This is a genomic window from Polymorphobacter sp. (assembly GCF_051860865.1).
In the GTDB taxonomy this organism is placed as follows: domain Bacteria; phylum Pseudomonadota; class Alphaproteobacteria; order Sphingomonadales; family Sphingomonadaceae; genus Sandarakinorhabdus.
In genome coordinates, this window is sequence record NZ_JBIMKZ010000002.1 from 13,713 (window position 1) to 35,076 (window position 21,364).

Annotated in this window: 19 protein-coding genes; 6 read left to right on the forward strand and 13 right to left on the reverse strand. The window is 65.2% G+C overall.

Going from position 1 to position 21,364, the window contains the following annotated elements:
- The first annotated feature begins 38 nt into the window (after positions 1-38).
- Genes otsB through ACTIFJ_RS00670 form a run of 3 tightly spaced genes read left to right on the forward strand, consistent with a single transcriptional unit; the run spans position 39 to position 3,978 of the window.
- Positions 39-794: a trehalose-phosphatase gene (gene otsB, locus ACTIFJ_RS00660; RefSeq protein WP_439532145.1), complete on the forward strand. Its 756-nt coding sequence runs from the start codon at positions 39-41 to the stop codon at positions 792-794.
- Positions 791-2,587 (forward strand): glycoside hydrolase family 15 protein, encoded by a 1,797-nt coding sequence (locus ACTIFJ_RS00665; RefSeq protein ID WP_439532146.1) that lies wholly within the window; start codon positions 791-793, stop codon positions 2,585-2,587. The genes otsB and ACTIFJ_RS00665 overlap by 4 nt, the downstream gene beginning before the upstream one ends.
- On the forward strand, positions 2,584-3,978 hold the full coding sequence (locus tag ACTIFJ_RS00670) for an alpha,alpha-trehalose-phosphate synthase (UDP-forming) (RefSeq protein ID WP_439532147.1): 1,395 nt from the start codon (positions 2,584-2,586) through the stop codon (positions 3,976-3,978). Before ACTIFJ_RS00665 ends, ACTIFJ_RS00670 begins: the two co-directional genes overlap by 4 nt.
- Here ACTIFJ_RS00670 and ACTIFJ_RS00675 read toward each other — a convergent pair.
- The 6 genes from ACTIFJ_RS00675 to ACTIFJ_RS00700 all read right to left on the reverse strand — a co-directional run bounded on the left by ACTIFJ_RS00675 (position 3,951) and on the right by ACTIFJ_RS00700 (position 9,745).
- The gene (locus ACTIFJ_RS00675) at positions 3,951-5,039 is read right to left on the reverse strand and encodes a mechanosensitive ion channel family protein (protein WP_439532148.1); all 1,089 of its coding nucleotides are present in this window, start codon (positions 5,037-5,039) and stop codon (positions 3,951-3,953) included. The genes ACTIFJ_RS00670 and ACTIFJ_RS00675 overlap by 28 nt on opposite strands.
- 113 nt (positions 5,040-5,152) lie before the next feature.
- A complete protein-coding gene (locus ACTIFJ_RS00680) occupies positions 5,153-5,743 on the reverse strand; it encodes an NADPH-dependent FMN reductase (protein ID WP_439532149.1) in 591 nt (196 codons plus the stop codon).
- Positions 5,744-5,767: 24 nt separating this feature from the next.
- Entirely contained in the window at positions 5,768-7,222 is a 1,455-nt protein-coding gene (locus tag ACTIFJ_RS00685; protein WP_439532150.1) for an enoyl-CoA hydratase-related protein, read from the reverse strand.
- 116 nt (positions 7,223-7,338) lie between these two features.
- Positions 7,339-8,841: a class I adenylate-forming enzyme family protein gene (locus tag ACTIFJ_RS00690; protein WP_439532151.1), complete on the reverse strand. Its 1,503-nt coding sequence runs from the start codon at positions 8,839-8,841 to the stop codon at positions 7,339-7,341.
- A complete protein-coding gene (locus tag ACTIFJ_RS00695; protein WP_439532152.1) occupies positions 8,838-9,218 on the reverse strand; it encodes a MaoC/PaaZ C-terminal domain-containing protein in 381 nt (126 codons plus the stop codon). The genes ACTIFJ_RS00690 and ACTIFJ_RS00695 overlap by 4 nt, the downstream gene beginning before the upstream one ends.
- A complete protein-coding gene (locus ACTIFJ_RS00700) occupies positions 9,215-9,745 on the reverse strand; it encodes a hypothetical protein (protein ID WP_439532153.1) in 531 nt (176 codons plus the stop codon). The genes ACTIFJ_RS00695 and ACTIFJ_RS00700 overlap by 4 nt, the downstream gene beginning before the upstream one ends.
- Before the next feature lie 300 nt (positions 9,746-10,045).
- Between ACTIFJ_RS00700 and ACTIFJ_RS00705 the strand changes: the two genes are divergently transcribed.
- The 3 genes from ACTIFJ_RS00705 to ACTIFJ_RS00715 all read left to right on the forward strand — a co-directional run bounded on the left by ACTIFJ_RS00705 (position 10,046) and on the right by ACTIFJ_RS00715 (position 14,808).
- Complete coding sequence (locus tag ACTIFJ_RS00705) at positions 10,046-12,493, forward strand: TonB-dependent receptor (RefSeq protein WP_439532154.1); 2,448 nt, start codon at positions 10,046-10,048, stop codon at positions 12,491-12,493.
- 67 nt (positions 12,494-12,560) lie between these two features.
- Positions 12,561-13,901 carry a spinster family MFS transporter gene (locus ACTIFJ_RS00710; protein WP_439532155.1) on the forward strand — a complete coding sequence of 447 codons (1,341 nt, stop codon included), beginning with the start codon at positions 12,561-12,563 and terminating at the stop codon, positions 13,899-13,901.
- A gap of 13 nt (positions 13,902-13,914) precedes the next feature.
- On the forward strand, positions 13,915-14,808 hold the full coding sequence (locus ACTIFJ_RS00715; RefSeq protein ID WP_439532156.1) for an SDR family oxidoreductase: 894 nt from the start codon (positions 13,915-13,917) through the stop codon (positions 14,806-14,808).
- Between the two features lie 6 nt (positions 14,809-14,814).
- On the opposite strand, the gene ACTIFJ_RS00720 is transcribed toward ACTIFJ_RS00715, so the two are convergent.
- From ACTIFJ_RS00720 to ACTIFJ_RS00750, 7 genes are all read right to left on the reverse strand, one after another.
- Positions 14,815-15,489, reverse strand: a complete 675-nt coding sequence (locus ACTIFJ_RS00720; RefSeq protein WP_439532157.1) for a Fe2+-dependent dioxygenase — start codon at positions 15,487-15,489, stop codon at positions 14,815-14,817.
- 9 nt (positions 15,490-15,498) lie between these two features.
- A complete protein-coding gene (locus ACTIFJ_RS00725) occupies positions 15,499-17,667 on the reverse strand; it encodes a TonB-dependent receptor (RefSeq protein WP_439532158.1) in 2,169 nt (722 codons plus the stop codon).
- 7 nt (positions 17,668-17,674) lie between these two features.
- Positions 17,675-18,031, reverse strand: coding sequence for a hypothetical protein (locus ACTIFJ_RS00730; protein WP_439532159.1), 357 nt, complete (start codon positions 18,029-18,031; stop codon positions 17,675-17,677).
- A gap of 119 nt (positions 18,032-18,150) precedes the next feature.
- A complete protein-coding gene (locus ACTIFJ_RS00735; RefSeq protein ID WP_439532160.1) occupies positions 18,151-18,546 on the reverse strand; it encodes a helix-hairpin-helix domain-containing protein in 396 nt (131 codons plus the stop codon).
- 53 nt (positions 18,547-18,599) lie between these two features.
- Positions 18,600-19,955 carry a hypothetical protein gene (locus ACTIFJ_RS00740; RefSeq protein WP_439532161.1) on the reverse strand — a complete coding sequence of 452 codons (1,356 nt, stop codon included), beginning with the start codon at positions 19,953-19,955 and terminating at the stop codon, positions 18,600-18,602.
- 66 nt (positions 19,956-20,021) lie between these two features.
- Complete coding sequence (gene lldD, locus ACTIFJ_RS00745) at positions 20,022-21,179, reverse strand: FMN-dependent L-lactate dehydrogenase LldD (RefSeq protein WP_439532162.1); 1,158 nt, start codon at positions 21,177-21,179, stop codon at positions 20,022-20,024.
- A gap of 7 nt (positions 21,180-21,186) precedes the next feature.
- The coding region (locus ACTIFJ_RS00750) for an IclR family transcriptional regulator domain-containing protein (protein WP_439532217.1) at positions 21,187-21,364 on the reverse strand (178 nt) is incomplete at its 5' end.

The window sequence follows — 21,364 nt, forward strand, 5'->3', positions numbered from 1 at the left end:
AGCCCCCGCAGCCCCGCAGATTTTGAAAGGAGACCCAGATGTCCGCTGCCCCGGACTTGCATCACCTGCCGCATCCGCCCGCCGATCTTCGCCGGTCTGCGACGCTGTTGCTTGATTTCGATGGCACGCTTGTCGACATTGCTGATGACCCCGACGGCGTTATCGTCGACAGCGGGCTGATCGATTTGATCGCGGCGTTGGCGCGCGAACAGGGCGACCGCCTGGCCATCATCAGTGGCCGGTCGATCGCGCAACTCGATGCGCTGATCGGCGCGCCGGCGCGGACGCTGGCGGTGTCCGGCAGCCATGGCACCGAATATCGCTGGCAAGGATATCAGGCCCAGTCGACACGGCCGGCGAGCCTCGATCTCGTCGAGGCCGAGATGCGGGCGGCGGCAGCGACGCATAGCGGGTCGATCGTCGAGCGCAAGAGTTTCGGCGTGGCGTTGCATTATCGGCTGGCGCCCGATTTCGAGCCCCGGGCGCTGGCGCTGGCGAGACAACTCGCCGACCAGTTCGGGCTTGTCGTGCAGGAGGGCAAGATGGTGGCCGAAGTGCGGGTGCCCGGCAGCGACAAGGGGCTGGCGGTGCGCACGTTGATGGCGCGGCCCGAGATGACGGGTACGCGGCCGGTCTTCGTCGGCGACGATGTCACCGACGAGCATGGCTTCGAGGCGGCGCGGGCGCTGGGCGGCGTGGGCATTCTGGTAGGACTGCCGCGCCCGACTGCTGCCACTTATGGGCTTGCCGACCCCGCCGCGGTACGTCGCTGGTTGGCCGGAGACGGGAAATGACGGCAACCCTGGACCTGTGGCCGATCGGCAATTGCCAGGTCTCGGCGCTGATCGACCGCGCCGGGCGCTTCTGTTGGGGCTGTGTGCCGCGCGTTGACGGTGATCCGGCCTTTTCTTCGCTGCTCGACGACCAGCCACGCGGCGCGGACGGCGCGCGCGGCTTCTGGGAGATCGATCTCGACGCCTGCACATCCACTGAACAATATTATGTCCGCAACACGCCGGTGCTGGTAACCCGCCATGGCGATGATGACGGCAATGTTGTCGAAGTAGTCGATTTCTGTCCGCGATTCAGTCGCCGGGGGCGGATGTATCGGCCGGTCGCCTTTGTGCGGATCGTGCGGCCGGTTGCGGGTAGCCCGCGCATCCGGGTGCGGCTGCGTCCGGCGCGCGACTGGGGAAGCGCTGACGCGGAGCAGACGCGCGGTTCCAACCATATCCGCTATCTGCTCGGTGACATGACGCTGCGGCTGACGACCGACGCGCCGGTCGGCTGGATCGAAGGCGAACGGCTGTTCCGCGTCGAGCGGCCGCTGCACTTTTTTCTCGGGCCCGACGAGAGTTTCGAGGGCGAGACCGGAGCGACGGTCGAATCGATGCTGGCGCGGACCATTGCCGAGTGGCGCCACTGGGTGCGCGGCCTGGCGACGCCGGTCGAATGGCAGGATGCGGTGATCCGATCGGCGATCACGCTCAAGCTCTGCCAGCATGAGGAAACGGGTGCCATCGTTGCGGCGCTGACCACCTCTATTCCCGAACATGCCGGGTCACAGCGCAACTGGGACTATCGCTACTGCTGGATCCGCGACGCCTATTACACGGTACAGGCTCTGAACAGGCTCGGTGCGCTCGATGTCCTCGAGGGCTATCTCGAATATTTGCGCAATATCGTCGACAATGCACGCGGCGGGCACATCCAGCCGCTCTACGGCGTCGGCGGAGAGGCGCGGCTGATCGAGCGCATCGAACCGGCGCTCAACGGCTATCGCGGCATGGGGCCGGTGCGGGTCGGCAACCAGGCCTATGAGCAGGTCCAGCACGATGCCTATGGCCAGATTATCCTGTCCAATGCCCAGGCGTTTTTCGATCAGCGGCTGCTGCGGGTCGGCGGGGTCGAGGACTTCAAGGCGCTGGAGACGGTCGGCGAGCGGGCTTGGGATCGGCACGACAAGCCGGACGCCGGACTGTGGGAATTGCGGACACGCAGCCATGTCCACACCTATTCGGTGGCCATGTGTTGGGCGGCCTGCGACCGGCTGGCCAACGCCGCCGGGACGCTCGGGATATCCGACCGGCAGACGCTGTGGCGCGAGCGCGCCGCAACCATCCGGGCGACGATAGAGCGTGAGGCTTGGCGCGAGGAAACGCAGCGGCTTTCGGCGACTTTTGGCGGCGACGACCTCGATGCCAGCCTGATCCAGCTGCTCGACCTCCGGTTCCTGGCGCCGGACGACCCGCGTTTCCGGGGCACGCTGGAGGCGGTCGAACAGGGGCTGCGCCGAGGCTCGCATATGCTCCGCTATGCCACAGAGGATGATTTCGGCCTGCCCGAAACGGCGTTCAATGTCTGTACTTTCTGGTTAATTGAGGCGCTTCACGCGACCGGGCGCAACAATGATGCCCGTCAACTGTTTGAGGAGATGATCGCAAGGCGCACAGGTGCAGGGCTGCTGTCAGAGGACATCGACCCGCTGACAGGGGAATTATGGGGCAACTACCCCCAGACTTACTCTCTTGTCGGTCTGATCAACTGCGCCGTGATGCTGAGCGAACCGTGGAGTGCCGTCCGATGAGTCGCCTGGTCATCATTTCCAACCGTGTGTCTGCGCCGACATCCGAATCCGGGGCGCAGGGCGGTCTGGCTGTCGCGTTGTCGGCCGCCTTGCAAGAAAGCAATGGTGTCTGGTTCGGATGGTCCGGGGAAGAGACCGACCATTATACCGGGCATATCAACTTTCAGCGCAACTTCGGCGTTACAACCGCCACGATCGATCTCGAGGCGCAGGATATCGATGAATATTATAATGGATTCGCCAACCGGACCTTGTGGCCCTTGTTTCACTACCGTGTCGACCTGGCCGAATATGAGCGCGGCTTCGCGGGCGGCTATGAGCGCGTCAATGCCCGCTTTGCCGATACGGTGGTGCCGTTGATCGAGGACGAGGATCTGGTGTGGGTGAACGATTACCACCTGATCCCGCTCGGGCAGAAGCTGCGCGACCGGGGCTGCGCCAATCGCATCGGCTTTTTTCTGCACATTCCGTGGCCACCGATGCGCCTGCTGCACTCGCTGCCCAGTCACCTCGCGCTGGTGACGTCGCTGTTCGCTTATGACGTCGTCGGTTTCCAGACCGAGGATTCGCTCGAGGCATTCCTCGATTATGCTCGCCATCAGCTCGATGTGGAAGTCGATGCTGAGGGGTTTGTCGCCTATCAGGGACGCACGGTTCGGCTGATCGCATGCCCGATCGGCATCGATGCGGTGGAATTCCGGGCCAGCGCCAATGGTCCGGTGGCTGCCGAGATTCACGGTCAGATGGTTTCCAGCGCCAATGGCCGCGCGATGATCATCGGGGTGGATCGACTCGACTATTCAAAGGGGCTGCAGGAGCGGTTTCTTGGCTATGAGCGGTTTCTCGCTTCGCAGCCGCAACGGCAGGGCGGGGTATTCCTGCTTCAGATCGCGCCGCCGTCGCGGGCCGATGTACAGAGTTATCAAGACATCCGGGCGACGCTCGATGAACTATCCGGGCGGATCAACGGTGAGTTTGCCGATTTCAACTGGGTGCCGATCCGCTACGTCAACAAGGGCTATCCACGCGAAGAACTGGCCGGCATGTTCCGGGCCGCCCGGGTGGGGCTGGTAACGCCGTTGCGTGACGGCATGAACCTGGTGGCCAAGGAATATGTGGCGGCGCAGGATCCCGAGGATCCGGGTGTCCTGATTTTGTCCCGCTTCGCCGGCGCGGCTGATCAGCTTACAGACGCGCTGCTGGTAAATCCGCATAGCCCCGAGGAGATTGCCGACGCAATCGCCCAGGCGCTGGCGATGCCCCGGGAAGAGCGGGTTGCGCGGTGGCGGCCGATGATCGCCAATATCGAGGAGCAGGATGTGCTTTGGTGGCGCCGGCGCTTTACCGACGCGCTGGAATCGGTTCAGCCGGCAGCCGTATCGGCCAGCTGACCGGACAGTTGTGCGCGTCGACGCGGCAGGGCGTCTGGCATGTCGGAAGCGATATAGGCCATCATGGCTTCGCGAACGTCGCAGCGCAGATCAAAGGCGTTGCCGGCGTCTGCGGCGCTGATGAGCGCGCGCAGCTCCATCACCTCGGGTTTGATATCGGTGACCTGAAGGCCGATGACACGGCCATCCCATTTCGGATGGGGGCGGACGATGGCGTCCAGCTGCTGGCGGAGAGCGGGAACGTCGGCGGTCGGATCGACATAGAGAAACGCGGTTCCTAGCAACTCGCTGCTCTCTCGCGTCCAGTTCTGGAAGCTGCTTTCGAGAAATTGGCTGATCGGCACGACCAGCCGACGCTCGTCCCAGATGCGCACGACGACAAAGGTCATGCGGATTTCTTCTATTCGCCCCCATTCGCCCTCGATGATCACCACATCATCGATGCGGATCGGCTCGCTGAATGCCATCTGGATACCGGCGATTAGGTTCTTCAGGGCAGGCTGGGCAGCGGCGCCGACGGCAAGACCGGCGAGGCCGGCCGAGGCCATCAGCGTGACGCCGACGTTACGGATTGCCGGGATGCTGAGCAGCATCATGCAGATCGTCAGGAAGATGATGATGAAGGCGCCGATCCGGGCAAGGATGGTGATCCGCGTGCGCCGGCGGCGGGCGGCGAGATTGTCGGACGCCGAGATGTCGGACTTGTCATGGACGATGTCGCGGAAGGCATAAAGGATCGCAAGCGCCAGCCAGCCGATCAGGAGCGGCACGATGAGTCCAGAGGCCAGCCGGATGAGTGCCGACGCGTCGGTCTCGAGCGGTGCGGCGTTGAGAGCGATGCTCAGTCCCAAGCCAATGGCGATCCAGCGGGTTGGCTTGATCAGCCGGTTGATCAATATGTCGTCGCTCTGACTGGCGCTGCGCCGGGCCAGCCGCATCAGCATGTTGATGACGAACCGATGCAAGGCCAGTGCGATCAGGCAGCCGCCGATGACGATGGCCAATGTTATGATCCATACCAGGCTCCAGGCGGGCAGCGAGCCTTGGAGAAGGTCAGTCATTTCAGATCCTCGTTGCTTGCCGCGGACGCTCGCGCGCAGACCGACGGCCTGATCCGCATGGGCTTATCATGGCCAACAGACTATCGTCCGCTTTGATCCGACCAGGCGTGCGGTCAATAGGGCGGCGCGACCTTGGCGCGCTGGGCTCGGGCCGCTTCCGCCCACCAGCCGAGATCATCGGCAAAGCGCGGAAAGGCCTTGGCCAAGGCCGCGCCACCATCGCCGATGGGCTTGCCGTCGCGGTCCAGGGCACGGCCGATGCCGCCGACCGCCAATGTGCTCGATACCACCACCATGCCCATTTCAGACAGGGTGCCGTGCCAGGCGAGACCGGCGCGAGCGCCGGCGAAACGGCCGGCGGAATAGCTGGCGATGGCAGCAGGCCGCCAATACCATTCCTCGAGGAAATGGTCGGTGAGATTCTTGAGGCCTGGTTGCACGCCCCAATTATATTCGCCGGTGACGAAGACGAAGGCGTCGGCGGCGCGGATCTTGTCTGCCAGCGCCTGCATCGCCGGCGGTGCTTCCCCAGCCGGATATTCCTTGTACATGCGGTCGAGCATTGGCAGGCCGATGGCCTTGGCGTCGACCAGCTCCGGTTCGGCGCCGCGCGCCCGGAACGCGTCGACCAGAAATTCTGCAAGCCGGATGCCCATCCTGTCTGCGCGGTAGGAGCCATAAAGGATCAGTATTCGATCGGCCATTATCGGGCTCCCAGGCGTCGGCGGTCAGGCCTTGCGTTGAAAATCGGCGGTGCGATTGTCGGCGAAGGCGGCGATGCCTTCGCGGGTGTCAGCCGATGTAAGTGTCGCCAGCCCGATTGCCTTGCCGACGCGCAGCGCCTCCGGAATCGGCATGTCGACGGCCATGTCGTAAAGCTGCTTGCCATTCTGGATTGCGTCCCAGCTGTTGGCTAGCATGGCCTGGGCGAACGCCAGCGCGCGAGCCCGAAGCTGGTCGGCAGGGACGAGTTCGCTAACGACGCCAAGATCGAAGAGCCTGGACGCCGGGATCGGCTCGCCGCTGAGGATGATGGACATGGCGGCCGAGCGTGGGATCTGCCGCGCCAGCCGCTGGATGCCGCCGGCGAAGGCAAACATACCGCGCTTGACTTCGCTGAGGCCGAACTGGGCGTGATCGGCGGCGATGATGATGTCCGAGGCCAGCGCCAGCTCGAAGCCGCCGGCGACGGCGATGCCGTTGATCGCGGCGATCAGTGGCTTGGTGCGCTGTCGCTCGGTGATGCCGGCAAAACCGCGACCTGGGATGAGGCCCTGGCCGGCGCCGATGACTGCCGCCTCCTTGAGATCCATGCCGGCGCAGAAGGCGATGTCGCCGGCACCGGTGAGGATGACGCAGCCGATTCCGGGATCTGCTTCGGCCTCGTCAATATGGGCGCTGATAGACTGCGAAGTTGCGGCATCGATGGCGTTGCGGCGGGTGGGGCGGTTGATGGTCAGCAGCAGCGCGCCGCCCTGGCGCTCGACGATCAGGCCCGGTGCAGGACTGGTGATGGCCGGCATGGCAGTCATGGGCTCGGGTCGGGGCGCGGTAGCGATCTCGTTCGGCTTCAGCATGCCGGACAGGATCAGGTCGACGTAGCGGGCGGCTTCGGCTTCCACATCGATGGCGCGGCCGATGAAGCTGGTGCGCATGGTGATATGTTCGAGGCCGCCGAACAGCATGTCGCGGATCATTGTCGGGTTGATGCCGTGACGCAGCTCGCCGGCGGCATCGGCCTGGCGGACGATATCGACCACCGACTGGGCGAACTGGTGATTGAGCCGGTGCAGTTCAGATCCGCGATAATTGCTCCAGCGAAGTTCCTGGTAGAAGACGCGATGGAGCTTGGGTGTTTCCTCGATCGAGCGGAGGAAGCGAACGGCAATCAGCGTCAGCTGGGCTCGGATTCCCACGGTTTTCGACAGTTCGACGGTCAGCCGCTCGACGAAGGGGGTGGCCCAGGCGGCGAGGACCTGATTGATCAGATCCTGCTTGCTCGAGAAATATTTGTAGACGGTGGCTTCGGATATGCCCGAGAGCTTGGCGATCTGCGCCATCGAGGTGCCGGCGGCGCCGTGCTCCTCGATCAGCTGGCGCGCGGCGGTGAGGATTTCCGGGGGGCGCTGGTCCTTGCGGCGGCGCCAGGCTAGGGGCTCGCCGTCGTCGTCGGTCACAGCCATGTGCATGTCCTTGCGTTAGGGGATGGCATCATCGTGCGCCCCGGAAGCGCATCATGGCCGGCTCGGCTCTGGCTTGCATGGGCCAAGACTGCCCGTCGAACCGCGTCGACGCAAGTTCAGGCGATATCGCCATTCGCCAGCATGGCCTCCACAGCTTCACGGATGATCTTGCCGCTGGCACTGCGGGGCAACTGGTCAGCGGCGATGAAGCAGATGCGGCGCGGCTGCTTGTAGCCGGCCACGCCGGCGCGGCAGAGAGCGGCGACGGCCTCGATATCGAGGCGGTCGTCGGCGCGGGCGATGACCGCGACCGGGACCTCGCCCCAGCGCGGATCAGGCTGGCGCACAACGATAGCATCGGCAACGCGGTCGTCGGCAAGCAGGACACGCTCGATCTCCGCGGGATAGATATTTTCCCCGCCTGACTTGATCAGATATTTGGACCGGCCGACAAACATGTGGCCGGCATCGGTGGCGCGGAACAGGTCGCCCATATGGAACCAGCCATCGCGGAACGCCTCGGCGTTGGCGGCGTCGGCGTTCCAATAGCCGCTGAACAAGGTAGCGCCGCGCATTCGCGCCTCCCCCGGTTCGCCGGGTGCCACCGGCCGGCCCGACGAATCGACCAGCTCGAGCTCGGTCAGCGAACTCAGCTGCTTGGGGCAGGCGGATGGTGCGGTGCCGATCGGGATCAACCCGGCCGACAGCGGCGGCATGCCGGTCTCGGTGGCCCCAAAACTGTCCAGATAGGGGGCATTCAGGGCCCGGGTAATGGCGGCGATCACGGTGGCGGGGACAAGATCGGCCATGCAGCCGACGGCGCCGACGCCGCGGATGCGGGGGCGTCGTTCGTCCAGCCGGGCCAGCAGCGGCTCGATTGTCGCCGGCACCAGCAGCAGCCAGCCGATGCGGTGGGCGACGAGCGCGTCGATAATCGCATCGGCGTCGAAGCCATCGATGATGATGCCGGTGTCCCCCGACATCAGCGTGGCGAGCAGATGCTCGGTGCCGCCCATGTGAAACATCGGCGCCCAGGCGACATAGGCGTCGCCGGGGCGCCAGCCGAGATCGAGGCGCAGCACGGCCATACGCGCAATCTCGGCGCGGTGGCTGATCACCGCCGCCTTGGGCAGGCCGGTGGTGCCGCTGGTGTAGATGATCAGCAGCCCATCTTCGGGCAGGGCGGCGGCCGGTGCTGCGGGTCCTGAATCGCGGCCGAGCGTGGCGAAGGCAACGACGGAGACGCCGGTTTCCAGCTGCCGGGCCGTGTCGGCGTGTCGACCGGACACGACCAGCAAGCGCGGCGCGACTAGGGCAATGCAGTGGCGCAGCTCGGCGGGGGCGAGCCGCCAGTTCTGGCAGGCGGCGATGACCCCGAGCTTGGCACAGGCGAGCTGGACGATGGTATAGTCGATGCAGTTTTCGGACAGGATGGCGATGCGGTCGCCGCGCTCGATGCCGCGTGCGGCGAAGTCAGCGGCGAAACGGTCGACGCGGTTGATCAGTGCGCGGTAATCGAGGGTCTGCTCACCTGAGATCAGCGCGATGGCATCGGGGCGGGTGCGGGCCCGCATGGCTACCAGGGTATAGACGGTCGGTAGGGCGACCGGGGCCATCATTGCTTGTCGCGAAGCGCGATGCGGGCGGCGACCAGCAGCGTGTCGCCCCGCATCAACTGCGCGTCATAGCTGCCGGCGACGCCGGGTGTCGCTGCGCCGTTGGCATGGAGGGTGTCTCCCGCCAGGACATTGCCGAGGAACCGCGCCTCGATCTCGGAGAAAGCCCGGTCCGGCATCGCTGCCATGACCATGTTGATCACATAGGAAAGGTTTGCGGGGCCGGGATTGACCGGATGCGGGCCGAAGCCGAGCGCTTCGGCGGCGGTAGGATCGAGATGAATCGGGTTCTCGTCGCGGAGAAATTCGCACCAGGTCTTCATCGCCGGCGCCGAAACGGCGTCGATTGTCCATTCGGGCAGCGGGCGAGTGTCGGTCATTCGGCTGTCCCGCTGGCGACCGGTACGATCATCGTCAGTTCCACTGTGGCGAAGTGGGTCGTGCCAACTCGGATGTCGGTGGCGAGGCAGAGGTGATCGGCGCCGCCGAAGCGGCGGCTCGACTTGCGGATGAGAGAGACTATCCGGGCGTGCACGCCATAGGCATGGTCGACGAGCATCGGCCGGTCAAAGGCGATACGGCAGCGGCCCAGAACCGCGCCCGTGTCGAACGGCAGTCCCAGCCGTGCACAGACGGTCTTGATATCCAGCCCCATGCCACCGAGCGCGGCGACGAAGGCGAAAGCCGGATGGGCCAGGCCATCGCTGCCGCGCGGCAGTGCCCCGCTGGCGGCACGCAGCGCGTCGTCCATGGCTTGGGAAAGTCGATATTCACCCTCGGGAATCGCCTGCCCGATGTGGTTTTGCACGGTCACCCGATTATCTGCCCTGTTGACATCCTGTGCCTTCCCAACGGTCTCATCCGCCGTTGCTTCCCAAATAAATATAGAAGGCTTACCTACCCGCATGCAACCCCCTCCCCGGGAAGCTACGTTGCCGCAGATCCGCTTATTATTATTTATATAGCTGATTTAAATCATGAAACTCGACATATTGGGTCAGATTCAAGGATCTGACGGGCCGATGTGGTCATTCTGCAACAGGCCGAATAAAACATACAAAACTGATTGTAATGCTAGGCTCGACAGATAATAAGTGATCCTCGACAAGGGTGCCGCCAGAAGCGCCCTGTTGCCGGAAGAGCAAGATGACGCCTCCGGTTGAAACACAGCAGTCGGCGATACGCCGGTGCAAGGAAGGGGATGGACATGCACGATATCGGCAGGACCTTGGCTCGGACATCGCAGGCTCGCTGGTGGTTGGCTTCGGTCGGTGCACTGGCTGTCGCCACCAGCGCAACGGCACAGACGGCGCCCGATGTCTCGGCCGATGCCCAACCGGACGCGGCGAGCCGCGGCGGTCTGGAGGAAATCATCGTCACGGCAAGGCGCCGGTCTGAGTCCGCGCAGGATATTCCGGTGGCGATCACCGCGCTCTCCGGCGCGATGCTGGCGCGGCAGGACATCACCACCCTGGAAAAGGTGGCGGCGATGAACCCACAGCTTCAGGTCGGACGGTCCGCCGTCGGATCGGGCGCCCAGCTGACGATGCGCGGCATCGGCTCGAACTCAAGTTCGGTCGGCATCGAGCAGTCGGTCGCGGTGATTGTCGACGGCGCATATTATGGCAATGGCCGGATCATCAACGAAGGGTTCTTCGACCTCGAACGGCTGGAGTTGCTCAAAGGCCCGCAGGCCCTGTTCTTCGGCAAGAATGCCACGGCCGGGGTGATCTCGATCACCACCGCCAACCCGACCCGGGATTTCTTCGGCAGCACGCGCGTCGGTTTCGAGCTTAACGCCCAGCAGCTGTACGGCGAGCAGGTGATTTCGGGGCCGCTGACCAACACTTTGTCGGGGCGCGTGGCGGTGCGGGTGTCGAAGATGTTTGACGGCTATACCGACGGCTTCGGCACGGCGCAGCCGTTCACAACGCGCGACCTGGCTACCGGTGCGCTCAACCCGCACATTGCCCCGCCCGGACCGGCAATATCGCCCAAGGAGCGCGAATTCGTCGGCCGTGCCACGCTGATGTGGGAGCCGACCAATGACTTCACCGCGACGCTCAAGGTCGGCGGCACGATCAGCAAGACCAACAACCCGGCCTGGAACAACATCATCTTCAGCTGCCCGGGCGGGTTCAGCCAGCTGCAGCCGACGGTGCCGTGCCGCCGCGAATGGTTCACTTATCACAATGGCATTGCGCCCGACATTGCGCAGGTGTTCCCGCTCGCCGGCGATGGCAGCCTGCGGTCGGAGTACAAGAGCATCGGCGTTAACAATGTGCTCGAATACCGGATGGACGACATCATCCTGTCGGCGGTGATCAACTATAATTACAGCAGCAACATCTTCGTCGGCGACAGCGACTACCAGCAGGCAGTGACCCAGGTGCTGGTGACTGACGAATCGACCTTCCGCTCCTTCTCCACTGAGGTGCGGGCGGTGTCGTCTTTCGAAGGACCGCTGAACTTCCTCGCCGGTTTCCTGTTCCAGGATACGCGCCGCGACGTCGACCAGAATGTCGCTGCCGGCAATCTCGAGGATTCGCGCAAGCCGCCCGAGGATCGCTATGTGGCGTTCGGCAAGGAGTCCTTCACCGACGGTCGCACCCTGTCACCGTTCGGCCAGGTGACCCTGAAGGTCATTCCGCAGATCGAGATCGCCGGCGGCGTGCGCTACACGCATGAGACCAAGGACAGCCAGTTCGTCCATGATACGGCGCTGCTGGCCAATTATGTCGTCGGCCGGCCGGTGATCGCCAACCAGACCTTCACCGACTGGTCGCCGGAGGCCTCGATCACCTGGCGGCCGACCAGCGATCTGACGATCTATGGCGGCTATCGCACGGCCTACAAGTCCGGCGGATTCTCCAATTCGAGTGCGCTGCTGGTCACCAGCCGTCCGACCGACCTGTCGTTCGGGCCGGAAAAGGCCAAGGGCTTCGAGGTTGGCCTCAAGGCGACAGTGTTCGACAACCAGCTGCGTTTCGATGTCACCGCCTATACGTTCCTGTATGACGATCTCCAGATCGACTTCTTCAATGGCCAGACCTTCGCGTTCATCACCACCAACGCGGGGTCGGCACGGACCAAGGGCATCGAGCTGCAGGGTGAGTTTGCGCCGCGCGGCATCGATGGGCTGAACATGCGCGGGTCGGTCAACTACAACCATGCCCGCTACGTCGACTTCATCGCGCCCTGCTATACCGGGCAGAGCATCGCGGCGGGCTGTAACACCACAGCCTTCGGCGGGCTCGGCCAGGATCTGGCCGGTACACCGACATCGATCGCGCCGAAGTGGACGGCATCGCTGGGCGCCAGCTATGATCGGCCGCTGGGCAATGACATGACAGCGGGTTTTTCGATCGATACCCGCTACAGCAGTGATTATCTGGGATCGCCGTTCGGCAATCCGTTCACACGCCAACCGCGATATGTGTCGGTCGACGCGCTGCTCCGAGTCGCCAAGGACGATGACAGCTGGCAGGTGGCGCTGATCGGCAAGAACCTGACCAACCAGTTCTGGATCACCGGGGCGCTGGACGGATCGTCGACCGGTTTCGGTACCGGCACCAACAATGCTCGGGTCTCCGACCAGCGCGGCTTTAGCAATGTGCCGCGCACGATCCAGTTGCAACTGTCGCTGCGCTATTGATAGGGCAGGGGGCACGCGGCGGCGCGGCGTGCTCCAGCTCTGAGCCGGCGGAAAGGCGATTGCCCCGATGACAACCCTGAGTCCGGTGCCGGACCGCGCCGACCCGCCGGCACCGGCCGCCTGGTATCTGCTGTTCGTCCTCACCTTTGCCTATACCACCAGCTTCATCGACCGGCAGGTCCTTAACCTGCTGGTCGGACCGATCAAGGCCGACTTCGACCTGACCGATACGCGGATGAGCGTGCTTCAGGGCGCGGCCTTTGCCATCGCCTATATCGCCATGGGCCCGGTGTTCGGCCGGCTGGCCGACCGCGTCAACCGCCGCATGGTGCTGATGGGTGGGATCGCGGCCTGGAGCATCGGCACGGTACTGTGCGGCTTTTCGCGCAATTATACCGAATTGTTCTTGGCCCGGGTGCTGATCGGTGCAGCGGAAGCCTCCCTGACGCCGGCGGCCTGGTCGATGATCACAGACAGTTTTTCGCCGCGCCGCCTGCCACGCGCGTTCAGCATCTATCTGCTCGGGCTGTACATGGGCAGCGGGCTGGCGCTCGTGCTTGGCGGCTGGCTGCTGGCGGTGGTCAGCGGCTGGGACATGTCCGGCGTGCTGGGGTTGGCCGGACAGGCGCCGTGGCAGCTGGTGTTCGTGGTCATCGGCCTGGTCGGCGCGCTGGCGGCGGTGCTGCTGGCCTTTGTCCGTGAGCCCGCGCGGCGCAACGAGAGCGGCACCGCGGTTCCCGACGTACCTATGCCGCTGGCCGAGATCCGTGACATATTCATAGCCCGGCGGCGCTTCTACGGCAATTTCTTCGTCGGCATCGCCTGCCTGGCAATCTGCCTCTATGGCTATCCGGCCTGGACGCCGGTCTTCCTGATGCGGCGGTTCGGCATGTCGATGACCGATATCGGCCTGCAATATGGTGCGCTCATGCTGGTCAGCGGGTCGCTGGGCGTGCTGTCCGGCCCTTGGCTGTCGCGGCTGTTTACCAGGACACAGGGGGAGTTCGGTTTTCTGCTCTATCCGGCGGTGGCGGCGGCGCTGCTGGTGCCGGTTTCGGCGATGCTTTATTTTACCTCGGCATTCTGGCTGGCGCTGGTGCTGACGACGATCGCCTGCTTTCTCTACAGCTCGCCGATGGCGCTGGCGGCTTCGGCGCTGCAGCTAGCGACGCCCAACCGGATGCGCGGCATCGCCACGGCCCTCTATGTGTTCACCGCCAACATCGTCGGGCTGGGGGCGGCGCCGACGATCATTGCGGTGATGACCGATCAGGTTTTTGCCGATGAGGCGCGGGTAGGTGAATCGATGACCCTGGTTTGCGGTGTCGCCGCGGCGCTGGCGGCGCTGCTGCTGTGGCGCGCGCATCTGGCCTTCCGGACGCTGATGACGCCGGCGGCAGCGGCATGAGGAGTGGCTTGCGATGAAGATCACAGTATTTGGCGCCAGTGGCGACCAGGGGCAGGCGCAGATGCGCCAGCTGCTGGCCGCCGGCCACCAGCCGCTGGCGGCAGCGCGCGATCCGGCAAGCCTCGATCCCGATTGGCCGGCGATCGTCGCCGATTATGGCGATGCCGACAGCCTGCGCCGGGCGGTGGCCGGCGCCGAGGCGGTGTTCCTGACACTGCCATCGACATCGTTCCAGAAGGCGCAGGATGTGCAGGCGGCGGCGGCGCGGGTGGCCGAGGCGACGCGCGACGCGGGGGTGGGGATGCTGGTGTTCAACAGCAGCATGATCATCTGCGACGCGCACAATGGATTTGCCGCGCATGATGCGCGGTTCGCGATCCGCGAACAGCTATTTGCCAGCGGCGTGCCGACCGTGTCGATCCAGCCGGTGATCTATCTCGACAATTTGCTGCGTGCCTGGGCCTATCCGGACATCATCGGCGACAGCATGATCCGGTATCCGCATGAAGAAACGCTCGAGGTATGCTGGATCAGCGAGGACGATACGGCGAAGCTGATGATCGCCGCGGCCGAGCGCCCCGGGCTGGCCGGGCGTGCGTTCAATGTCGGCGGGCGTGAGGCGGTGCGCGGTCCGGTACTGGCGCAGCGGCTGTCCGAGGTCCTGGGACGGCGGATCGGGTTCGAGACGCTGCCGATCGCGCGCTTTGCCGAGAGGATGGCGACCGTTTTCCAGTCGACGGCGACGCTCGACGTGGCGGCGCTGACCACGGCGCTTGAGCGGATCTACGCCTGGTACAATCATGCCCCGGAGCGGCCGTTTCAGGTCGATATGGGGCCGGTGCTCGCGGAACTGCCGGTAGCGCTCGAGAGCATCGAGCAATGGGCGGCGCGCCAGAACTGGGGCTGATGGCGATTAGCGCAGCCGCGCCCATTCGCGAACGAGATTGTGGTAGAGCGCGGTCAGCGAGAGGATCGTGTTGTCTGTCGCGCTTTGACTGCGCAGCATGGCGATGCTGGCATCGAGGCTGAACAGCATCTCGCGGTGCGCGGCGCTCGGCACCAGGCTTTCAACCCAGAAGAAGCAGGCCTCGCGAGTGCCATGGGTGACCGGGGCGACCTGATGGACGGCACCGGCGGCGTAGAGCAGCATGTCGCCGGCATCGAGCTTGTAGCCCTGGCTGCCGGCGGCCGTATGGATGACCAGCTCGCCGCCGCCATAATCGGCAGGGTCGGTGAGGAACAGCGTCGCCGACAGGTCGAGCCGCATCCGGCCGTCGCCGAGGGGGCGGACCGCGTTGTCGACATGGTCGCCGTAATGGTCGCCGGGCCCGTAGTGATTGAACAGGGGCGGCGCGATATGGGCTGGCAGCGTGGCTGCGGCGAAGACGGTGTTGCGCGCCAGCGCGGCGCGGACGATGGCGGCCGCCGCCAGGGCGCCGGGGTCATCCTCGGCAAGCTGGCGATTGTGCTTGACCGGGGCCGAGAGGTGGCCAGCGGTGGCGCGGCCGTCGATCCAGTCACAGGCAGCGATGCGGGCGCGGACGTCGGCCAGCTCGTCGGCAGTCAGCACCTCGGATATGTGCAGCATGGCTCCGGTCTACAGCACGGTGCCGAGGCTGACCAGCGCGGTCCGGCCGGCGCCCGGGATGACGTGGACCGGGTGCAGCTGGTCGTAATAGAGGCGGTTGGTGATGTTGTTGACCAGCAGCCGGACCGTGACCTGGCGAGATGGACGCCAGGTGGCGCTGACATCGGCAACGACATAGCCACCCGCGACCAGATAGCTGGCGGCCGTGTTCTGGCCGACGCGGCTGGCGCTGGCGACAAGGTTGAAGCCGGCATTGAATTCGGGCGTGAAGTCATAGCTGGTACTGAACGAGCCGGAATGGCGTGGCGCGATCAGCAGCGGGGCGCCGACCAGCGGGCCGGTGGCGGTGGACTTGAGGGTTTGGCTGTCGAGGAGTGCATAACTGGTGCGAACGCTCCAGCCCGGCAGCGGCTGGCCGCTGAACTCGACCTCGAAGCCATCGACGCGCTGCTTGCCGCCGAGCGTGTTGAACCCCGGCGTGGCCGGATCGGGAACGCGGACATTGTCCTTCTCGATGCGGAACAGCGTGGCGGAAAACAGCGCCCGGTCCTCGAACAGGTTCCACTTGGTGCCGAGCTCGTAGCTGGTGCTGTTTTCCGGAGCCAGGTCGATATTGGCCTCCGCAACGGTTCGGCCAACCGAGATCAGCGATTCGATGCCTTCCCCGGACGGGTTGAAGGAATTGGCCCAGGACACATAGAGGCTGCCGTCTTCGGCCGGCTTGTAGACGAGCGCGGCGCGGCCGCTGAACCGCCGGTCGTCGCGGGTGACGCGGGTCTCGCGGTCCGGCATGCCGGCCGGCGAGAAGCGCTGGCTGTCGTAGCGGGTGCTGAACTGGTCCCAGCGCAGGCCGAGGATGGCGCGCCAGCGCGGGCCGAAGCTGACCGTGTCGAGCGCGAACAGCCCGATGAAGTTCGATCGGGCGCGGCCGCGCAGCCGGATATAGCCGCCGGGGACGCTGTCGAAGAAGCGATAGTCGGGATCGATAAGCGAGGTGGTGGGGACGTTGGTGTTGGTGACATAGACCGGGTCGGTGGCCTCGCGCCCAGCCTCGACGCCGAGGATGACATGGTGCTGGCTGGCGCCGAGCGACAGCTGTGTCTCGGCTTCGAGCTGGGCCTGGAGGAATCGGTCCCGCGAACGGCCCTCGAACAGGTTGCGGCTGACGGTGACCTGGTCGAGGGGAGTGGCGCGCGAGCTGCCAGCGGGAATGATCGCCTCGCTGTAGCGGAAATCGCGCCTGTTGTTCGAGTAGCGGAGCTGGCCGCGCAGCAGCGACCGGTCGCCTAGATCATGCTCGATGCGAGCCGTGAAAATATTGACGACGGTGTCCAGCCGGTCGTTGGTGAAGCCATAATAGTTGCTGCGGTCAACAGGGGCCGGGTAACCGGGCGCGGCCGGGGTGCCGGACACCCAGGGGATGCCATAATCGGGGCGGTTGTTCTCCTCCTGATGGAGCCAAGCGAGGGTGAGGCGGGTATGCTGGCCAAGGCCCGCCGAGAATTTGGGGGCGACGCCCCAGCGTTTCTGGGTGCCGGCATCGCGCGCCGCGACCGCCGAATGGTGGACCATGGCGTTGAGGCGCACCGCCGTGTCCTCGCCGAGTGGCCGAGCAATATTGGCATCGACGGTCAGCCGGCGGGTATCGTCGAGGCCGAGCCGGGCTTCTGCGGCGAACCGGTCCTCGGGGCCCGGCATTTTGCCGGCGCGGTGGATGACGCCGCCGGTGGAACCGCGGCCGAACATCGTCGAGGACGGGCCCTTGATGACCTCGACGCGCTCGTCGTCGAAGGTGTCCCGGTAATAATAGCCATAATCGCGGGCATTATCGACGAACAGGTCGTTGCGGGTGGTGAAGCCGCGCAGGATTGCATTGTTGCCCTGGAAGCTGGTCTCGCCGGCGCCGAGGCTGAGGCCGGCGACATTGCGGAGCGCGTCGTTAAGGCTGGCGATGCCGCGTGCCTCGAGATCGGCGCTGGTGATGACCGAGATCGCCTGGGGGGTGTCAATAATCGGGGTGGCGAGACGATCGAGCCGGAGGCCGTCCTCGCGCTGACCGGTGACGATGATGGTCTGGGCGCTCGGTTCGTCGGCCGGCTCGGCAGCGACGGGTGCGATCAATCCCAGCGCCAGGCTGGCGACCATGTCCTGGGCGCGGAGCGGGCGAAGGACGGGCATCCCGGCGTTAGCGGGCGGTCTTGACGACGCTGTAGGTGAAGCTGCTGCCTTTCGTCACGAGCATCTGATGGGGCACGCCGGCCGGAATCCATAGCATGTCGCCGGCCTTGAACAGCTGCTGGCGGCCGCCGACGATGGTACCGCCCCGCCATTCACCGGGCTCAGTCTCGGCACCGCCCTCGATACGGCCGCCAAGCAGCAGGGTGACACTGCCCTTGGTGGCGATCATCACATCGTTGAAGGCCTCGTGGCGCTCGACGACGCCGGAGGTATCACGCCGGACATGGACGGTGCGGGCCAGCGGGTCCTTGAAAACATTGTGGACGGCGACGCCGTCGGTGGTGCGCGTGACGGCGTTCGCCATGGTGCTCGCGGCCGCGTGCTCAACGGGGTCGGCGGGCTGGGCGTGCGCGCCGGCGGACAGGCACGCGGCTGTCACCATGGCGACGAGAGAGATGATCGGCTTGTACATGACAGGGGCTTTCAGAACTGGATGCGGGCGCGGCGGCGTTCGAGCGTGGCACGATCGACCCCGGGGAAGGCGGCCAGCTCGTCAAGGTCGCGGAACGGTCTGGTCTCGCGTCGGATGACGATGGCGTCTGCCACAGCCTCGGTGACGCCCAGCACCGGCGACAGTTCGTTGGCGGGTGAGGCGTTGACGCTGATGATCGTCAGATTCTCGAGAAAGAAGGTGACGACCCGGTCGAGCTCGGCATCGGTGCCGGTGGCGCCGCGGGCCGACATGGTGCGGAACACGTCGGTCCAGCGGATCCACGAGCGCGGCGTGGTCAGGAACATGCCGTTCTGGTGGCAGCGCGTGCAGACCTTGTCGACGGCCGCCTTGTTAAGCGGGTCGCCTTCGAAGGTCGAGGCGCTCACGGCCGGTTGCGCAGCCAGCGCCGCGCCCAGGATCAAGGCGCGGCGCCAGACCATCATTTCTGCGCCAGCCGCGCCTTCACCGCCTCGGGGATGCCGTGGCCGAACTGGTTGACGGTGCGCTGGAGCTTGCCGTTGGAGAAGCTCATCTCGAGATACTTCTCGCTGAACATCGGGTTGCCGAACTCGTCGTTCATGTGCCCGACGATCTCCTTGGTCTTGGCATCGACGACGTCACCCGAGGCCAGATAGACCAGTTTGCCGTCAAGGCCGAAATTGATCCAGTTGGCAGAATGGGTGGTCTTGAAGGTCTGCTTCAGCACCGGCCATTCGCCGGTATTGTCATAGACGAGCACGCCATAGTTGATGTTGTCGACCACCCAGATCTCGCTCTCGTCGGGCGACATGGCAATCCCGTGCACTGGGCCGCCGTGGCCGTAGAAGCGCTTGGTTGGATCGGCCCATTGCGCCTTCCACATGAAGTCCGGCGCCTCTATGCGCTTGATCACCTTGCCGGTCGCCACATCGGCGATCTCGAAGCCGAGCAGGTTGTTGAGGTTGGCATAGACGCGTGATGCGTCATGGTTAATCGTGAAGACGCGGACGTGGTCGGAGAAGGTGATGGTCTTGGTCGCCTTCATCTTCGCCACATCGCCGACAGTGATCGTGTTGCCGTTGGGCGCCATGAACACGGTCTTGCCATCCGCGCTTAGCGCCATGTTGTGAGCGAACATGCTGGCCGGCGCGTCGATCTTGCCCTTCAGCTTGCCGGTCTTGGCGTCGATGACCATCCAGAAGTCCTTCAGGTCCGACCCGACGACCAAGGTCAGCCCGTCCGGCGTCACCTGGCCGCGCTCGCAGCAGGTGCCTGGGGTATAGGTGTTCTCCCAGACCTTCTTGTCGGTGGCGAGATCGAACGCTGCCAGCCGGCCACGTGTCGACAAATAGATCATGTTGGTCGCCGGGCTGGCCGACACGCCGGCGACTTCCTCCGGCGTCATGCTGGCCGGCACATCCCAGGTGGGGATGCGCTTGACGAAGGAGTATTCCTTTTCGGCATCGAGCACGATGATGCCGATGCCGTTGGTGCTGCCGGGATATTGGCCGCCGGCATGGCCGCCGGGGGTGGCGCTGTAGACGAGGCGCCGGTCGCGGCGGCCAAAGCCGCTGTTCGGGCCCGCGAGCCGGCCATCGGAATGGCCGGCCGGGCGATAGGGCCGGTCAAGGGTGTTGCGGGTGAGATCGCGGGCGATGCACTGGCGGGCGGTATCGAGGACGCCGTCGCAGGGCTTGCCGTCAGGCGTGGTGGTGAAACGCGTTTGTTCTGGCGGCGTTTCCTGCGCCCATGCCGCGGCGCCGCTCGTGGCCAGAATCGTGGTGGCCGCCAGCGCAAACAATGTCCGGTATCGCATGACCTTTCACTCCCCAATGTCATCTCTTTTTGTTATATGTGAGATGACATCCCAATATGTGAAATGTCAATCCTGTTTTTGAAACGCGCCGCGGCGATCGAGAATTTGCGGGCCGATGGAGTCGATGCTCGTGCAGCCGGTCAGCGCCATCGCCACGCGCATCTCCGCTTCGATGATCGCGAGTAGCTGGGCAACACCGGCGCCGCCGCGTGCAGCCAGCGCATAGGACCAAGCGCGGCCGAGAAAGACGCCACGAGCACCGAGTGCCAGCATGCGCACGACGTCCAGCCCCGAGCGGACGCCGCCGTCGGCCATCACCGTCAGCGAGTCGCCGCAGCGTGCGGCGATATCAGGCAACGCCCGCGCCGAGGAAACGACGCCATCGAGCTGGCGGCCGCCGTGGTTGGAGACGATGATGCCGTCGGCACCGAGCGCCACGGCCTCGGCCGCATCGTCGGGATCGAGGATGCCCTTGATGATTAGCGGGCCGTCCCAGTGTTCGCGAATCCAGCCAAGGTCCTGCCAGCGAACGGCGGGATCGAAATTGCGTGCCAGCCAGCCGATAAAATCCTCAAGACCGCTGCTGTGGCCGAGGATCGAGGCGATGTTACCGAGATTGTGCGGCCGGCCGAGGACGCCGACGTCGAGCGCCCAGGACGGGTGCATCAGCGCCTGGGCGAACCTGCGCAACGCGGCGTTCGGCCCTGACATGCCCGAATGCGGATCACGGTAGCGCGCGCCCGGCACCGGCATGTCGACAGTGAACACCAGCGCACCGCAGCCGATCGCCCGGGCACGGGCCAGCAGGTCGCGCATGAAGGCGCGGTCGCGGATGACATAAAGCTGGAACCACGGCGGCACCGGCGTGCTGGCTGCCACTTCCTCGACGCTGCATACCGAAACCGTCGACAGGCACAACGGGATGCCGGCATCGGTGGCAGCGCGCATCGCCTGCACCTCGCCGCGGCGCGCATACATGCCGCTCAGCCCGACCGGGCCCAGCGCCACCGGCATCCGGCAGGCCTGACCGAACAGCGTGGTAGCGGTATCGATCTGCGACACATCGTTGAGCACGCGCTGGCGCAGCGAGATGGCGGCCAGGTCATCGACGTTGCGGCGGCTGGTGACCTCGGCATAGGCGGCACCGTCGATGTAATCGAACAGGAATCGCGGCAGGCGCTGCCGTGCGGCCGCGCGGAAATCGGACGCCGAGGCGATGATCATGAGGGGCCTATCGCCTTTCGTTCTTGCCTGACCAGCCCAGCTCGCGGCTGATGTCGCGGGCGGTACCGGAGACGGTGTCGATCAATTCGGTCATGCGCGCGTCGCTCATATACTGGGCGACACTGGAGACGCTGATGGCGGCGACTATGGCGCCCGTCTCGTCGCGGATCGGCGCGCCGACGCAG

What these genes read in the sequence shown, in the direction of transcription:
- otsB (WP_439532145.1), top strand. Translation starts at nt 39, where the DNA reads ATGTCCGCTGCCCCGGACTTGCATCACCTGCCGCATCCGCCCGCCGAT.
- ACTIFJ_RS00665 (WP_439532146.1), top strand. Translation starts at nt 791, where the DNA reads ATGACGGCAACCCTGGACCTGTGGCCGATCGGCAATTGCCAGGTCTCG.
- ACTIFJ_RS00670 (WP_439532147.1), top strand. Translation starts at nt 2,584, where the DNA reads ATGAGTCGCCTGGTCATCATTTCCAACCGTGTGTCTGCGCCGACATCC.
- ACTIFJ_RS00675 (WP_439532148.1), bottom strand. Translation starts at nt 5,039, where the DNA reads ATGACTGACCTTCTCCAAGGCTCGCTGCCCGCCTGGAGCCTGGTATGG.
- ACTIFJ_RS00680 (WP_439532149.1), bottom strand. Translation starts at nt 5,743, where the DNA reads ATGGCCGATCGAATACTGATCCTTTATGGCTCCTACCGCGCAGACAGG.
- ACTIFJ_RS00685 (WP_439532150.1), bottom strand. Translation starts at nt 7,222, where the DNA reads ATGGCTGTGACCGACGACGACGGCGAGCCCCTAGCCTGGCGCCGCCGC.
- ACTIFJ_RS00690 (WP_439532151.1), bottom strand. Translation starts at nt 8,841, where the DNA reads ATGATGGCCCCGGTCGCCCTACCGACCGTCTATACCCTGGTAGCCATG.
- ACTIFJ_RS00695 (WP_439532152.1), bottom strand. Translation starts at nt 9,218, where the DNA reads ATGACCGACACTCGCCCGCTGCCCGAATGGACAATCGACGCCGTTTCG.
- ACTIFJ_RS00700 (WP_439532153.1), bottom strand. Translation starts at nt 9,745, where the DNA reads ATGCGGGTAGGTAAGCCTTCTATATTTATTTGGGAAGCAACGGCGGAT.
- ACTIFJ_RS00705 (WP_439532154.1), top strand. Translation starts at nt 10,046, where the DNA reads ATGCACGATATCGGCAGGACCTTGGCTCGGACATCGCAGGCTCGCTGG.
- ACTIFJ_RS00710 (WP_439532155.1), top strand. Translation starts at nt 12,561, where the DNA reads ATGACAACCCTGAGTCCGGTGCCGGACCGCGCCGACCCGCCGGCACCG.
- ACTIFJ_RS00715 (WP_439532156.1), top strand. Translation starts at nt 13,915, where the DNA reads ATGAAGATCACAGTATTTGGCGCCAGTGGCGACCAGGGGCAGGCGCAG.
- ACTIFJ_RS00720 (WP_439532157.1), bottom strand. Translation starts at nt 15,489, where the DNA reads ATGCTGCACATATCCGAGGTGCTGACTGCCGACGAGCTGGCCGACGTC.
- ACTIFJ_RS00725 (WP_439532158.1), bottom strand. Translation starts at nt 17,667, where the DNA reads ATGCCCGTCCTTCGCCCGCTCCGCGCCCAGGACATGGTCGCCAGCCTG.
- ACTIFJ_RS00730 (WP_439532159.1), bottom strand. Translation starts at nt 18,031, where the DNA reads ATGGCGAACGCCGTCACGCGCACCACCGACGGCGTCGCCGTCCACAAT.
- ACTIFJ_RS00740 (WP_439532161.1), bottom strand. Translation starts at nt 19,955, where the DNA reads ATGCGATACCGGACATTGTTTGCGCTGGCGGCCACCACGATTCTGGCC.
- lldD (WP_439532162.1), bottom strand. Translation starts at nt 21,179, where the DNA reads ATGATCATCGCCTCGGCGTCCGATTTCCGCGCGGCCGCACGGCAGCGC.